Annotated in this window: 14 protein-coding genes; 6 read left to right on the forward strand and 8 right to left on the reverse strand. The window is 67.4% G+C overall.

All coding sequences use genetic code 11. From position 1 onward, the window contains the following. From ASJ79_RS06005 to ASJ79_RS06025, 5 genes are all read right to left on the reverse strand, one after another. The coding region (locus ASJ79_RS06005) for an MCE family protein (RefSeq protein WP_231750742.1) at positions 1-1,482 on the reverse strand (1,482 nt) is incomplete at its 3' end. A gap of 3 nt (positions 1,483-1,485) precedes the next feature. After that, entirely contained in the window at positions 1,486-2,340 is an 855-nt protein-coding gene (locus tag ASJ79_RS06010) for an ABC transporter permease (RefSeq protein WP_067953825.1), read from the reverse strand. Beyond that, positions 2,337-3,104 carry an ABC transporter permease gene (locus ASJ79_RS06015; protein ID WP_067953826.1) on the reverse strand — a complete coding sequence of 256 codons (768 nt, stop codon included), beginning with the start codon at positions 3,102-3,104 and terminating at the stop codon, positions 2,337-2,339. Before ASJ79_RS06015 ends, ASJ79_RS06010 begins: the two co-directional genes overlap by 4 nt. A gap of 153 nt (positions 3,105-3,257) precedes the next feature. Continuing rightward, positions 3,258-3,731 (reverse strand): VOC family protein, encoded by a 474-nt coding sequence (locus ASJ79_RS06020; protein WP_067953827.1) that lies wholly within the window; start codon positions 3,729-3,731, stop codon positions 3,258-3,260. Between the two features lie 79 nt (positions 3,732-3,810). After that, entirely contained in the window at positions 3,811-4,416 is a 606-nt protein-coding gene (locus ASJ79_RS06025) for a TetR/AcrR family transcriptional regulator (RefSeq protein WP_197420096.1), read from the reverse strand. A gap of 100 nt (positions 4,417-4,516) precedes the next feature. Here ASJ79_RS06025 and ASJ79_RS06030 point away from each other — a divergent pair, with 100 nt between their 5' ends. Further along, complete coding sequence (locus tag ASJ79_RS06030; RefSeq protein ID WP_067953828.1) at positions 4,517-5,389, forward strand: alpha/beta fold hydrolase; 873 nt, start codon at positions 4,517-4,519, stop codon at positions 5,387-5,389. Between the two features lie 28 nt (positions 5,390-5,417). Continuing rightward, entirely contained in the window at positions 5,418-8,348 is a 2,931-nt protein-coding gene (locus ASJ79_RS06035; RefSeq protein ID WP_067953829.1) for an aminotransferase, read from the forward strand. Positions 8,349-8,414: 66 nt separating this feature from the next. Here the strand turns inward: ASJ79_RS06035 and ASJ79_RS06040 are convergent, their stop codons facing one another. Then, on the reverse strand, positions 8,415-9,668 hold the full coding sequence (locus ASJ79_RS06040) for a DDE-type integrase/transposase/recombinase (protein WP_067953830.1): 1,254 nt from the start codon (positions 9,666-9,668) through the stop codon (positions 8,415-8,417). Between the two features lie 94 nt (positions 9,669-9,762). On the opposite strand from ASJ79_RS06040, the gene ASJ79_RS06045 reads away from it, so the two are divergent. Both ASJ79_RS06045 and ASJ79_RS06050 read left to right on the forward strand, forming a co-directional pair. Further along, on the forward strand, positions 9,763-11,100 hold the full coding sequence (locus tag ASJ79_RS06045) for an HNH endonuclease signature motif containing protein (RefSeq protein WP_067953831.1): 1,338 nt from the start codon (positions 9,763-9,765) through the stop codon (positions 11,098-11,100). 52 nt (positions 11,101-11,152) lie between these two features. After that, positions 11,153-11,527: a limonene-1,2-epoxide hydrolase family protein gene (locus ASJ79_RS06050; RefSeq protein ID WP_067953832.1), complete on the forward strand. Its 375-nt coding sequence runs from the start codon at positions 11,153-11,155 to the stop codon at positions 11,525-11,527. Here the strand turns inward: ASJ79_RS06050 and ASJ79_RS06055 are convergent. Further along, the gene (locus ASJ79_RS06055) at positions 11,524-12,456 is read right to left on the reverse strand and encodes a hypothetical protein (protein ID WP_067953833.1); all 933 of its coding nucleotides are present in this window, start codon (positions 12,454-12,456) and stop codon (positions 11,524-11,526) included. The two genes, ASJ79_RS06050 and ASJ79_RS06055, sit on opposite strands and share 4 nt — an antisense overlap. Positions 12,457-12,481: 25 nt before the next feature. On the opposite strand from ASJ79_RS06055, the gene ASJ79_RS06060 reads away from it, so the two are divergent. Further along, positions 12,482-13,282 (forward strand): adenylate/guanylate cyclase domain-containing protein, encoded by an 801-nt coding sequence (locus ASJ79_RS06060; protein WP_067953834.1) that lies wholly within the window; start codon positions 12,482-12,484, stop codon positions 13,280-13,282. On the opposite strand, the gene ASJ79_RS32015 is transcribed toward ASJ79_RS06060, so the two are convergent. Next, complete coding sequence (locus ASJ79_RS32015; protein ID WP_156448291.1) at positions 13,249-13,410, reverse strand: hypothetical protein; 162 nt, start codon at positions 13,408-13,410, stop codon at positions 13,249-13,251. The genes ASJ79_RS06060 and ASJ79_RS32015 overlap by 34 nt on opposite strands. Positions 13,411-13,452: 42 nt before the next feature. Between ASJ79_RS32015 and ASJ79_RS06065 the strand changes: the two genes are divergently transcribed. Continuing rightward, positions 13,453-14,130 (forward strand): guanylate cyclase, encoded by a 678-nt coding sequence (locus ASJ79_RS06065; RefSeq protein WP_156448292.1) that lies wholly within the window; start codon positions 13,453-13,455, stop codon positions 14,128-14,130. Positions 14,131-14,233: the final 103 nt, after the last annotated feature.

A 14,233-nucleotide genomic window follows, 5' to 3' on the forward strand; every position in this document is an offset into this window, starting at 1 on the left:
ACGCGGAGCAGGCCAATTGGGGAAGGGCGTTGTGCGGGAGTGGGTTTCGTGGGTGCCGGTTTTGTCGGTGGGTGGTGTCAGGATGGGGTTATGGCGTCGAGGGTTCCGGTGGGTACTGGCACTGGGGCGCGGGCCCGGGTCGCGCGGTGCGCCCGGCGGCGGGGCGGGCGGCAGACCCGGCCACAGGGGGGTGCCGTCGGGTGCGTACAGCTGTGCGCCGTAGGCGGGGGCGCCCGGGTACGGGATCGGCCCGATCGCGGGTCCGCCGAACAGGTTGCGGATGCTCGGCGGTTCCGGGACGGCGCGGGTGGTGGGCAGGTAGTTGGCGTACATCGGGAACGCGATGCCCGGGTTCGGGCGCCAGTCCAGACCGCTGCCGAAGCCGGTGTTGGTGACCAGGTTGCGCACCGGCCAGTTGTCGGCGACGACGGGCAGCGAACCGCATCCCGGCTTGCCGCCGGGGCCACCCTTGGCGCCGACGATCGGCAGGTGCTGCGGATACTTGTACGGGTCGTCACCGAAGGACAGGCCGGTGTCGAGCACGAGCGTGCGGCCGTTGCCGCCGGGTGCCTCGTAGCCGCCCTCGTCGAGCAGGTGCTTGGCGCCCAGCAGCAGGCAGGTGTACGACGGGTTGTACTTGTGCAGCAGGTTGGTCGTCGGCGCCAACGTGTTGATGGCCTTGATCAGGTTCGCCTGGTTGGGGGCCAGCAGGTTGATACCGCTGTTGGACAGCCCGAGCGTGGACAGCAGCAGCGCGTCCAGTTCGTCGGCCTGGTTGACCACCGTGGTGCTGGTGGTCGACGCGGCGTCCAGCGTGGTGAGGATGTCCTGGGCCGCTGCGCTGTAGGTCTGGTTGAACTGGTCGAGCGCCTGCAGATCGGCGCGGATGGTGTCGTAGCGCGGATTCAGTGCCAGCAACACCTGGTTGGCGTCGGTGGTGGCCTGCCCGATCCGCTCCCCCTGCCCGCGCACGCCGTCGGCCAGCGCGGACAGCGTGCTGTTGAGCTTGGCCGCGTCGACCTGATCGAGCACCGCGACGAGGTTCTCGAAGACGGTGTTGACCTCGGTGGTCACGTTGCGGGAGACGAGCACCTGGCCGGCTTCGAGCCGCTGGCTGCTGGGGTCGTCGGGGAACACCAGGTCGACGAACTTGGCGCCGAACACCGTGGTGGCGCGGATCTGCGCCTCGACGTTGGCCGGGATGTACTGCAGCTGGTCGGGATCTATCTCCAGCTGCAGCGCGACGGTGGGGTCCTGCTGACCGGTGACCGCGATATCGGCGACACGGCCGACCTGCACACCCCGCAGCTTGACCTTGGCGTTGGTCTCCATCACCAGACCGGCCCGGTCGGAGGTCAGCGTCACCGGCACAGTGGACCTGAGCGTGCCGGTGAACAGCGCGTAGGTCAGCCAGACGGCGGCCGCGAACAGCACCGCCAGGATCAGCGTCCACCACCCCGGTTTCAGGCCCTCGTCGTCCACGGCTCAGCCCGCCAGGTTGAAGTTGCCGGACTGCCCGTACACCGCGAGCGAGATCATCACCAGCACGAACGCGGACAGGATCAACGACGTGCGCACCGCACGTCCCACGGCCTCGCCGACGCCGGCGGGTCCGCCCCTGGCGCTGAAGCCGTAGTAGGTGTGCACCAGCATGATCACCACGGCCAACACGACACATTGCATGAACGACCAGAACAGGTCGGTCGGGTTCAGGAACGTCCGGAAGTAGTGGTCGTACACACCGGTGGACTGGCCGTAGATCACGGTGGTGCCGAAGCGTGCCGCCCAGAACGAGGCCAGCACGCCGACGCAGTAGAGCGGGATCACGACCAGCAGGCCCGCGACCACCCGGGTGGAGGCCAGGTAGGCGATGCTGCGGATGCCCATCACCTCGAGGGCGTCGATCTCCTCGTTGATCCGCATCGCGCCGAGCTGCGCGGTGGCGCCGGCGCCGATGGTGGCCGCGAGCGCCACGGCCGTGGTCCCCGGGGCGATCAGTCGCACGTTGAAGAACGCCGACGCGAACCCGGTCAGCGCCTCGACACCGATCTCGGAGAAGTCGGTGTAGCCCTGCACGGCGACAAGCGCGCCGGTGGTGACGGTCAGGAATCCGACGATCGCGACGGTACCGCCGATCACGATCAACGCACCTGCGCCCAAACCCATTTGGGCGATCTGCCGGATCAGCTCGATGCGGTACCGGGTGACCGCGTACAGGATCGAGCGCAGCGTGCGGCCGTAGAACTTGGTCTGCACCCCGATCTGGTTCCACGGCCCGGCAATAGCGCGGTACCGGGCTTTGAGCCACGGAAACTGGGAATGGGGCCGCGAGACCGTCACATCGTCACCTTCACCGCGACGGCTGTGGCCACGATGTTGATCGCGAACAGCGCCATGAACGTGAACACCACGGTCTCGTTGACCGCGTTACCGACACCGGCCGGGCCCCCACCCACCGAAATGCCTTTGTAGCAGGCGATCAGACCCGCGGAGAGCCCGAACAGCGCGGCCTTGACCAGAGCGATGACGACATCGATCGCGCCGATGATCAGCGTCAGCCCGGCCGCGAAGGCGCCGGGAGAGACGTTCTGGATGTACACGCAGAAGAAGTACGCGCCGGCCAGGCCGACCAGGATCACCGTCGCCGACAGCGCCAACGACACCAGCGTCGCCGCCAGTACACGCGGAACAACAAGCGCCTGAATGGGATTCACCCCCATGACGCGGAGCGCGTCGAGCTCCTCCCGGATGGTGCGCGCGCCGAGGTCGGCACACATCGCGGTCGCGCCGGCACCGGCGACCACCAACACCGTCACGATCGGCCCGATCTGGCGCACCGTGCCCAACGCGGCGCCGGTACCGGAGAAGTCCGCCGCGCCGAACTCGCGCAGCAGGATGTTGAACGTGAAGGTCAGCAACACCGTGTACGGGATGGTGAGCATCAGTGTCGGGACGATCGACACCCGTGCGACAAACCAGGATTGGCTGATGAACTCCCGCCACGCGAACGGCGGCTTGAACATCATCACGAAGGTGTCGAGCGCCATCGAGAAGAAACCGCCGACTGCGCGCACGGGTTTGGCGATCACGCCGGAAGCGACCATTTATCCGGCCCCTCCTCGTGTGCACCTCACCGCCATAGTCCTCCGACAACCGGCCTGGTCCCGTTGGGGTGGGGCTGAGGTTACACAGGTGAGGACGCTCAGAACCGTATATCAACCAATTCTGGGCGGGCAACACGAGCCCGATCCGCCGAACTAGAGGCCGGCGACGGCGTCTTCGAGGTCGGCGATCACGATCTTGCGCATGCCCAGCATCGCTCTGGTCGCCGCCGTCGCCCGCGCGGGGTCCGGGTCACCGGTCAGCTCGGTGAGCCTGTCGGGCACCACCTGCCAGCTGAGCCCGTAGCGGTCCTTGAGCCATCCACACTGCGACTCCTCACCGCCGTCGACGAGGCGGTCCCAGTAGTAGTCGACCTCGGCCTGGTCCCGGCACCCGATGGTGAACGACACCGCCTCGGTGAACGGGAACTGGGGCCCGCCGTTGATCCCGATGAAGCGCTGACCGTCGAGTGTGAACGTCGCGGCCACCACGTCGCCCGGAGTCCCCGGGCCGGCCTCGGTGTAGCGTGCGATGGACTCGACGGCGGAGTTCGGGAAGATCGCACAGTAGAACGCGATTGCCTCCTCCAGATCGTTGTCGAACCACAGCGACGGCGTGATGGCTGGCATGGCGACTCCTCAGGATCGAATGGCTGTCGATACCGTTCAGACCGCCCGACGGCCCGGGATTCATCGCCGGAGCCGTCGTTCACCGCCGCCGGGTCGCGCCGACCGCCCGCAGCGCGAAGTCCAGCACCGCCGTCTGCGCCTGTTCGCGGACGGCGGGGTCGTCGGTGGTCTGGTTGCCCAGTACCCGGCTGATGATCGCGTTGATCGCCGTGGCGTCGGCGTCGGGTTCGGTCAGTGGGAAGGAGCCGTCACACCGGCCCCGGCGCAGAATCTCGGACAACGAGCGCTCGCGCGCGGCGTGATACCGATCCCTCATCTCCCGGTAACCCTTCGCCGCCCGCACCTCGTCGGAGTCGATCACCGTCAGTTGCAGCCGCTGCTGCGGGTCGACGACCAGGGCGAACATCACCGCGATCCAGGCGGCGAGCTGGTCGGCCGGTGTGCCGGCCGCGGCGTCGGCGACGGCGTCCACCTGGGCGACCACCGCCTCGCACTCCTCCTGCAGCAACGCCAGGAACAGGTCGTCCTTCGACTGGAAGTGGCGGTAGAACGCCCGGCTGGACACCCCGGCGCCGCGCAGGATCACCGACATGGGGATCGGCCCGGCGTGCGGTTCAGCCAGGCAGCGGTATGCGGCGGTGATGATGCGCCGCCGATCGTCATCGTGATGGCCCCCCGTTTTCACAACCGTAAATATTACGGTCGGCGGACGCGCGCCGGACCCGACACGTCGACGACGCGCCCGCGCAGTAGCGTGATTCCGGGAATCAGCCGAGAGGACGCCCGTGAGCACCACCCGCAACGAACCGACGACCGTGACCTTCCGCGGCGCCGAGAATCTGTCACTCGTGGCCGACGAATGGAACAGACCTGCGGCCACCGCCGGCTTCGATTCCTCGCGCCCCTCGGTGCTGATGCTGCACGGCGGCGGGCAGAACAGGTTCTCGTGGAAGAAGACCGGACAGATCCTGGCCGGCGAGGGTCTGCACGTCGTCGCACTCGACAGTCGCGGGCACGGTGACAGCGACCGCTCCCCCGATGCGAACTACACCGTCGAGTCACTGTGCGCCGACACCCGCGAGGTGCTCGATCAGATCGGACGTCCCACCGTGCTGATCGGCGCGAGCATGGGCGGGCTGACCGGGATCCTGGCGGCCAGGCAGGCCGGCCCCGACCGGGTCTCACGGCTGATCCTCGTCGACGTGGTGCCGCGTTACGAGAAGGACGGCAGCGCCCGCATCCGCGACTTCATGTTCAGCCACATCCACGGCTTCGAGTCGCTGGAGCAGGCCGCCGACGCGGTGGCCGCGTACCTGCCGCACCGGACCAGACCCAGCAGCCCGGAAGGCCTGAAGAAGAACCTGCGCCGGCGCAACGGCCGCTGGTACTGGCACTGGGATCCGGCCTTCCTGACCAAACCGAACGAGGACCCGTTCGTGCGGGTGGAATTGCTCGAGCAGGCCGCGATCGAACTGACCATCCCGATCCTGCTGGTGCGCGGGAAACTGTCCGACGTGGTGAGTGAGGAAGCGGTGCAGGACTTCCTGGCCAAGGTGCCCGCCGCCGAGTTCGTCGAGCTCTCCGGCGCCGGGCACACCGCCGCGGGTGACGACAACGACGCGTTCTCCGAGGCCGTCACCGAGTTCGTGTTGCGATGAGCGCTCGCGCGAAGAGCCGAGTGTCGCGATGAGCGCTCGCGGTTTCAACTTTCTCGAACAACCCGAGCTGCCCGCACCGCGGGTGAGCGACGAGCAGGCACGCGACATCCTGTCCGCCCACTACGGCATCACCGCGCGCGTCCAGTCGCTGGGAAGTCAGCAGGACAAGAACTTCGCCGTCCACGCCGAGAACGGTGACATCGCCGGTGTCCTCAAGATCGCCAATCCGGCGTTCACGGCAGTGGAGCTGGCCGCCCAGGACGAGGCCGCGCAACTGATCGCCGACTCCGAACCCGGCCTGCGCGTGGCGGTTCCGCGGGAGAACCTCGTGGGCCAGAAGTGCACGGCCGTCCCGGGACTGGTCGACGGCACGGTTTACGTGCGGCTGCTGCGTTACCTGCCGGGCGGCACGCTGTCGCAGTCCGGATACCTGAGCCCCGAGGTTGTCGCCGGTCTCGGGGACGTCGCGGCGCGCGTCAGCCGCGCGCTGGCGGGGTTCACCCACCCCGGGCTGGACCGGATCCTGCAGTGGGACTTGCGTTTCGGAATGGACGTGGTCGAGACACTGAGTTCGCACGTCAGCGATGAAGCATTGCGGGACCGGTTGCTGAGCGCGGCGCGGGACGCGTGGGCGAGGATCGCTCCACTCGACGACGCGCTGCCACGCCAGGCCGCCCACATCGACCTGACCGACGCGAATGTGGTGGTTTCCCGCGACGGCGCCGGCCTGCGTCCCGACGGCGTCATCGACTTCGGGGATCTGTCATACACCTGGGCGGTCTCAGAGCTTGCGATCACCGCCTCCTCGGTGCTCGGACACGTTGGCGCACAGGCGACTTCGGCGCTTCCGGCGATCAGGGCCTTCCACGCCGTACGGCCGCTGTCGGTGGCCGAGGCCGACGCGCTCTGGCCGATGCTGGTGCTGCGGAGCGCGGTGCTGATCGTCAGCGGAGCGCAACAGGCCGCACTCGATCCCGACAACGACTACATCACCGAGCAGGCCGACGCCGAGCGACGCCTGTTCGAGCTCGCCACCTCGGTCCCGCTGGATGTCATGACCGCGCTGATCAGGACTGGACTGGGGTTGGCGCGGGAGTCGTCTTCTCCGCGGGTGAAGGCCCAGATGATCGGAGTGGATCGGTCGGCCGCGCTCACCCTCGACCTGTCCACCACCTCCGAGATCTATGACGACGCGTACGACGACGCCGGGCGGCCCCGGCCGGACATCGACGAGGAAGCCGCCCGAGCCGCACTGTATCGGGGCGCCACCGTCGTCGTGACCCGCTTCGGCGAGGCGGCATTGTGCCGAGCACCCCAACTGAGTCAGGACGGCCCCGAGGTGGTGTCTACCGGCGTCCAGGTATGGACGGCGGTGGACACCGAGATCGCGGCCCCGTGGGACGGCGACGTCGGTCACGACACCACCGGGGCGATCACGGTGCGCGGCAAGGACTTCGAGGTCACAGTGTCCGGTGCGACACCGACGGTGACAGGCCCGGTCATCGCCGGCGAGACCGTCGGCACCGCCCGCGCGGGCGAGCGGTTCGAGGTGGCGGTGCGTCCCGTCGGAGCGCCGACAGCTCCTTCGCACGTCCGGTCCGACCTCGCCCCCGGATGGCTGGCCCATTGCCGCGACCCGAGGCCGCTGCTCGGGCTGGCGCCGCTCGACGCGCACACCGCCGGAGACCTGGTGTCCCGCCGGCACGCGAGTTTCGCTCCGGTACAGGAGTTCTACTACCGCACGCCGCCGCAGATCGAGCGCGGCCGCCGTCACTTCCTGATGTCGACCGCAGGCCGCAGCTACCTCGACATGGTGAACAACGTGACGGTGCTCGGGCATGCGCACCCGCGCATCGCCGACGCGGCCGCGCGCCAGCTGCGGAAGCTGAACACCAACTCACGGTTCAACTACGCGGCCGTCGTCGAGTTCAGTGAGCGGCTGGCTGCGCTGCTTCCCGACCCGTTGGACACGGTGTTCCTGGTGAATTCGGGGTCCGAGGCCAGCGACCTGGCGATCCGGCTGGCCACCGCGGCGTCCGGCCGTCGTGACGTGGTCGCGGTCCGCGAGGCCTATCACGGCTGGACCTACGGCACCGACGCGGTGTCGACGTCGACGGCCGACAACCCGAATGCGCTTGCCACCCGCCCGGATTGGGTGCACACGGTCGAATCCCCGAACAGCTTTCGGGGCAAGTTCCGTGGCGCCGAGGCGTTCCGGTACGCCGAAGAGGCTGTCGCCCAGATCGAGGAACTGATCGCGTCGGGCCGCCCACCCGCGGCGTTCATCTGCGAGAGCGTGTACGGCAACGCCGGCGGGATGGCACTACCGGACCGGTACCTGCAACAGGTCTACGCGGCGGTGCGGGCCGGCGGCGGGTTGGCGATCTCCGACGAAGTGCAGGTCGGTTACGGCCGGCTCGGCGAGTGGTTCTGGGGTTTTCAGCAGCAGGACGCAGTGCCCGACATCGTGTCGGTGGCCAAGGCGGCCGGCAACGGGTATCCGCTGGGAGCGGTGATCACCAGCCGCGCCGTCGCCGACGCGTTCTCCAGCCAGGGCTACTTCTTCTCGTCCACGGGCGGCAGCCCGCTGTCGTGTGCGGTCGGGCTGACCGTCCTGGACGTACTGCGTGACGAAGGGCTGCAGGACAACGCGCTTCGGGTCGGCGGACACCTCAAGGCCAGACTCGAGGGATTGCGCGAACGGCACCCGATCATCGGGACCGTGCACGGGTTCGGGCTGTATCTCGGCGTCGAGATGATCCGTGACGAGCGCACCTTGGCGCCGGCGACCGAGGAGACCGCGGCGATCTGCGACCGGATGCTCGACCTCGGCGTGGTCATCCAGCCCACTGGCGACCACCAGAACATCCTGAAGACCAAGCCACCACTGTGCATCGACGTCGAGGCCGCCGACTTCTACGTCGACGCCCTGGACCGCGTGCTGACCGAAGGCTGGTAGGCGCCTCAGAAATTTCTTTGGTCACGTTGTCCTTTACGGTCACATTTTCGAGCCTGTTGCCTCATGTCAAGATGCGCGCGTAGGGGTCTTCGTTGCCTCACGTACTCGTGCGCGCTTGTTGATTGGCGCTGTGGCTCCGGGTGCGGCTTTGCTGGTGGTGAGCGTGAGCAGTTGGGCGGTCAGCGCGTGCACCTGGCGCTGGGTGGCGGCGGGATTGATCAGCGAGTAGGTCCGAGTCATCGCGACGATGCGCTCCACTGCCATGGCGGGGTGGTTGATCGGGCGATGGAACGGGGTGGCTGCTTCGTCGTGTTTCTTGGACACTTTGGCGCCTTTGCGCACCTTGGAGATCAGTTTCTGCTGCGGGTAGAAGTAGTTGGTCAGTTTGGACTGCAACTGCCAGATCTCGTTGAGTAGCAACAGTTCTGCAGCGGTGTCGTAACGGTGGTAGCCGACAACTGTGCGCACCACCGCCCAGTTCTTCTGCTCGACGTGACACCCGTCGTTCTTGTTACCCGGCCGTGCCCGGGTGAAGGTGATCTTGCGCCGTTCGCACCAGTACAACAAGTGGCCGTTGATGAATTCGTATCCGTTGTCGGAGTCCACGCCGAGAATGGGGAACGGCATCTTATTGGCGATGTCGTTGAGGGCAGCCACGACGCATTTGGCGGTCCTGTTCGGCACGGAGCGGTTCTCGGTCCAGCCGGTGGCGATGTCGGTGACCGTCAACGTGAACGCGTGGCCCCCGCCGCGGTCGCCACCGTCATGGAAGACCATGTCGATCTCGACGAAGCCGGGCACAGCGTCGTCCCATTCGGCCCAGGTGCGCACCGGGATCTGGCTCTTGAGCAGCGACCCCGGCTTGGTGCCCACCCGTCCCCGGATCTTGCGTCTGGCTCGCTCATCGGCCAGGCGGCGATCGATGGTGGCCGCCGACATCGACACCAGCAATGCCGCGGTCTCGTCATTAATGACCAGCTCCCGGAAGTGGCGCAGCACGGCCACCAGTTCTGTGAGCATGGGTGCGAGCCGTTTGCCGGCGGGCATTCCGAGCACCGTCCAGCATACCGTCAGCGCCGCGATGACATCGGGCCCGTACGTCACCGGCCGGGGACTGCGCGCGGTGACGACCTTGGGCTGCAACGCCGCCGTAAGCGCCTTGCGGGCATGATTTCGGTGCCACCCGGTGTTGGCGCACAACTCGTCAAGAATCCGACTCTTACCCCGCTTGCTCGCCAGCTGGTAGCGGGTCGCAGCCGCCTCGGTGATTGCTCTGCGCTCTGCCAACGTCAACCCCATCCACTGGGCGTACGCGCGCATTTTCAATGAGGCAACGAATCACCCTTTCGCGCGCATTTCTGATGAGTCAACGCGTCGAGCTTCGCTGTCAGTGGTTCGAACTAGTGTTCGGTGTATGGAGTTGGTGTCGGAGGCGGTGGGGGCGATCGCTGAGCAGATCGCGGTGCTGTCGAAGGCTGCCGACGAGCTGTCTCATCGTGAGCTGATCGGGCTGTTGAGTGAGTTGACGACGGTGCTGCGGTCGGTTCCGGCGGTGGAGCACAAGGTGTTGGCCCGGTTGATGGAGGAGACCGAACCGTCGCGCCTGGGTGAGGCGTCGTCGTGGAAGAAGGTGTTGACCACGGCGTTGCGGGTCAGCGGCGCTGAAGCCGAGCGGCGGTTGCGGCGGGCCAAGATGTTGGGTCCGCGGCGGGCGATGACCGGGGAGCCGTTGGCGCCGGTGTGGGAGGCCACCGCGGCCGCCCAAGCCCAAGGGTTGGTGGATGAGGAGCATGTCGCGGTGATCGCGAAGTTCCACAAGAACCTGCCGGCCTGGGTGGATGCCGATACCCGCGCGTACGCCGACCGGCAACTGGCGGGCAAGGGCTCAGGAATGGGCCCGGAAGAACTCGACGAGGCCGCGGGGCGGTTGTTGCTGATGATCGATCAGGACGGTCCCGAACCCAGCGAGCAGGAGCGGGCCCGCAAGCGCTGGGTGAAGATCGGCAAGCAGCAGCGCGACGGGTTGTCCAAGATCAGTGGCTACATCGACGCCGAGACCCGGGGGTACCTGGACGCCGCCCTGGCCAAAGAGGCCGCCCCCGGAGCCAACCTGCCCGCCCAGGAGGACCCCGACGGCGGTCGTGATACCCGCACCGCAGGGCAGCGCAATCACGACGGCCTCAAGGCCCTGCTGCGGCGCAACCTGGAATCCGGTGACCTGGGCAGCCACAACGGGCTGCCGGTGACGGTGATCGTGTCGACCACGCTGCAAGAACTGGAGAAGGGCGCCGGGGTGGCGGTCACCGGCGGCGGATCGCTGTTGCCGATGCGGGATCTGATCCGGATGGCCGCCGAGGCGCATCACTATCTGTATGTGTTCGACGAGCACACCGGCCAGTCCCTGTATCTGGGTCGGGCCAAACGGTTGGCCAACGCCGCGCAGCGGTTGGTGCTGCACGCCCGGGAGCGGGGCTGCACCCGGCCCGGCTGCACGGTGCCGGGGTACTGGACCCAGGTTCATCACGCGGTCGCGGATTGGAAGGACGACGGTCAGACCGACATCGATGATCTGACCCTGGCCTGCGGGCCGGACAACCGGATGATCGAGAACACCGGCTGGACCACCCGCAAGAACGCCAAAAACCAGACCGAATGGATCCCCCCACCCGAACTCGACACAGGGCAGCACCGCGTCAACGGCTACCACCACCCCGAACGCCACCTACTCCCCGAAGACGACGAAGGCCCGTAGCGCCGGCGCATGCGCAGTTGATTTACGCGCGGTCACTGGGTTTTATCGAACGATGACACGCACCCCCGACGACGTGGTGACCGAGTTCTGCGCGAGATGGGCCGAGACCGATCCCGAGTCCCTGGCCGCTTACTTCACCGAAGACGGTGTCTATCACAACATTCCGATGGATCCCGCCGTCGGCCGCGAGGCCATCAAGGCGTTCATCGCCGAGTTCACCGGCATGGTGGACGGCATCGACTTCCAGGTGCACCGCCAGATCAGTTCCGGCGGCCTGGTCTTCAACGAGCGCACTGATGTGATGCGCTTCAAAGACGGCAGGCAATTGCCCCTGCCCGTGGCCGGGGTGTTCGAGATCGTCGACGGGCGGATCGCGTCCTGGCGTGACTATTTCGACATGGCTACGGTGACCGCGGCCTGGACTTAGGCCAGCAGCGGCACCGAATCGAGCCGGTCGTCGGTGAGGATCTCGAACATCACGCGTCGGCTGGTCAACTCGGCGCGCTCGAACGCCTTACCTGCCACCTGCATTCGGCAACTCGCGATCGCGGAGTTGTAGCAGTACTTCACCCCGCCGTCGGTGTCGGTGTAGGTCAGACCGATGACATCGGCGGGCACCGTGGTGATCTCGCCCTCGATCATCTGCTCACCGACCCTGGCCCCGAACGTCCACGTGAACGGCCTGTAGCTCCCGTGGGTCTGCAGGCTGCCCGCAATCGAGCGCACCGCGAACTGCTGACCGCAGTGCCGGAACACGAACAGCGTCACACCCGGTAACAGCAGCGGTCCGACAGCGGCCCGCGCGGTGACGATCTCCAGGGTGGACTCAGGCGCATTGTCGAATCCGCACACCTGTCCGTACGCGTACGCGGGCGTGTGCCTGCTGCCCCAGTTGTGGTTGACGCTGCCTGTCCACCCGTCGACGTCCACCACGTGACCCGAGATGTCGACGCGCCCGTCGAAGTGCGCCATCGGGTCACGGACCATGGTCTTGGCCGTCGGGAACCGCGCCCGATAGGCGCGGTCGGACAGCACCCTGACCGGCTCCTGATCGCTGGCGGTGATCGCCAGGTCCCACCGCGCGTCGGCCAGCGCACCGCAGGCGGCGGTGGCCTCCATCGTCGCCGATGCGATCCGCACCGACCAGTCATCGCAGAAGAAGGCCTCGGTGAGCGGGAACTGCTGCCTGATCGCGCGATGGCCGGACGGGTCGAACACCATCACCCACACGTCGGCGACGGGTTCGCCGGCGGTGGGCAGCAGCATCGTCTGCCGCAACCACAGCGCGCGGGGCGCGCCGGGATCGTTCGCGCGCAGAAACCGGCTCTCGTAATAGGGGGCCTTCGCGATCGCCACGCCACCAGCATCCAATACTGGAGCGATGACCGGAACGCTGATCGTCGTGTGCCTGCTGGCGGTGCTCGCCGCCGGCCTCGGGGTGGCGCTGGCAGTGCAGACCCGGCGCCTGCGGGCCGCCCGGGACGAGGCCGACGAGCTGCGCCACCGCCTCGACACCCGGCAGATGCTGGTCACCGGCGGCACAAAGGCCGTCAAGACGGTGTGGCAGACCGCCAACATCCTGCGCCGCGACGGCTTCGGTGCGGCGGTGCGCTCCTCGATCGAGGAACTCGCCGACTGGGCCGAGGTGGAACGCCCCGATCTGGCGCGGCTGGCGCCCAACGGCCGGCTGGCGATCATGTTCTCCGACATCGAGGAGTCGACCGCGCTCAACGAGCGCATCGGGGATCGCGCGTTCGTGCGGTTACTCGGCAAGCACGACAAGTCGGTGCGCCGTCACGTCGACGCGCACGACGGTTATGTCGTGAAGAGTCAGGGCGACGGTTTCATGGTGGCGTTCGCTCGTCCCGAGCAGGCGGTCCGCTGCGGCCTTGCCATTCAGCACTCGCTTCGCAAGCGGCCCAACGACATTCGTGTGCGGATCGGTATCCACAGCGGAAAGTCGGTGCTGCGCGGTGACGATCTGTTCGGCCGCAATGTCGCGATGGCCGCGCGGGTGGCCGCCCAGGCCGACGGTGGCGAAGTCCTGATCAGCGGGGCGGTGCGCGACGCGGTGGCCGGCTGCGACGACCTCGTCGTCGACGGCGAGAAGGACGCGAACCTCAAGGGCTTCTCCGGATCCCACACCCTCTACTCGGTGCGTTCGGCCTCGGCGAGCCGCTGATGCAGCCGGGCCCGGATGTCGTCCGGGCTGTAGGCGTTGCGGCGCCGCTGATCACGTGCGACCAGGACTCCACCTGCGACGACACCGGCGACACCGGCCAGCCCGACCCACTTCCAGATCCCACGCATGCTCCTCAGTCTGCATAAGCTGCCGGGATGAGTCCAAGCACGGTGTCGCTGGAGCGCGCGCTCGACGAAACCCGCACGGGTGACATCTGGTTGTTCCGGGGCCGATCGGGTCCGGACCGGGCGATTCAGTCGATGACCAACAGCCCGGTGAACCACGTCGGGATGACCGTCGCCCTCGACGATCTTCCTCCGTTGATCTGGCACGCCGAACTCGGCGACAAGCTGCTCGACCTGTGGACGGGAACCCACCACCGCGGCGTTCAGCTCAACGATCTCCGGCAGGCGGTCGAACGCTGGACACACACCTACGAGCAGCGCTGCTGGCTGCGTCAACTCACCCCGTATGCCACCCGCGAGCAGGAAGACCGATTGCTGCGGGTGATCGCCCGGATGGACGGCACCCCGTTCCCGTCCACCGCGCGACTCACCGGACGCTGGATGCGGGGCCGGTTGCCGGTCGTGAGCGACTTCACTCGCGGTATCCCATTCGTACACAGGAAGGTTCGCGAGTCAGCCGACCGGCGTAAAGCCGAGAGATCGAAGGTCGGGCTGGAAACCGCCTACTGCGCCGAAACCGTGGCGATCACCTACGAGGAGATGGGCCTGCTGCGCACGGAGAAGAACTCCAACTGGTTCGACCCCGGGTCCTTCTGGAGCGGTGACACGTTGCCGTTGACCGCGGGGTACCGTCTGGGCGACGAGATCGCCGTCCTGGCCTGACGGGGACTCTGCACACCCGGGCGCGAAACGCCGATCGATATCACCCATCTGCCGACGTGGCGATGATTTGCTGAGGGCCAGCACCATTTGCTGGACGCGACGA

Source organism: Mycobacterium sp. NAZ190054, from assembly GCF_001545925.1.
Classification (GTDB): domain Bacteria; phylum Actinomycetota; class Actinomycetes; order Mycobacteriales; family Mycobacteriaceae; genus Mycobacterium.

What these genes read in the sequence shown, in the direction of transcription:
- ASJ79_RS06035 (WP_067953829.1), top strand. Translation starts at nt 5,418, where the DNA reads ATGAGCGCTCGCGGTTTCAACTTTCTCGAACAACCCGAGCTGCCCGCA.
- ASJ79_RS06060 (WP_067953834.1), top strand. Translation starts at nt 12,482, where the DNA reads ATGACCGGAACGCTGATCGTCGTGTGCCTGCTGGCGGTGCTCGCCGCC.
- ASJ79_RS32015 (WP_156448291.1), bottom strand. Translation starts at nt 13,410, where the DNA reads ATGCGTGGGATCTGGAAGTGGGTCGGGCTGGCCGGTGTCGCCGGTGTC.
- ASJ79_RS06040 (WP_067953830.1), bottom strand. Translation starts at nt 9,668, where the DNA reads ATGCGCGCGTACGCCCAGTGGATGGGGTTGACGTTGGCAGAGCGCAGA.
- ASJ79_RS06015 (WP_067953826.1), bottom strand. Translation starts at nt 3,104, where the DNA reads ATGGTCGCTTCCGGCGTGATCGCCAAACCCGTGCGCGCAGTCGGCGGT.
- ASJ79_RS06045 (WP_067953831.1), top strand. Translation starts at nt 9,763, where the DNA reads ATGGAGTTGGTGTCGGAGGCGGTGGGGGCGATCGCTGAGCAGATCGCG.
- ASJ79_RS06020 (WP_067953827.1), bottom strand. Translation starts at nt 3,731, where the DNA reads ATGCCAGCCATCACGCCGTCGCTGTGGTTCGACAACGATCTGGAGGAG.
- ASJ79_RS06050 (WP_067953832.1), top strand. Translation starts at nt 11,153, where the DNA reads ATGACACGCACCCCCGACGACGTGGTGACCGAGTTCTGCGCGAGATGG.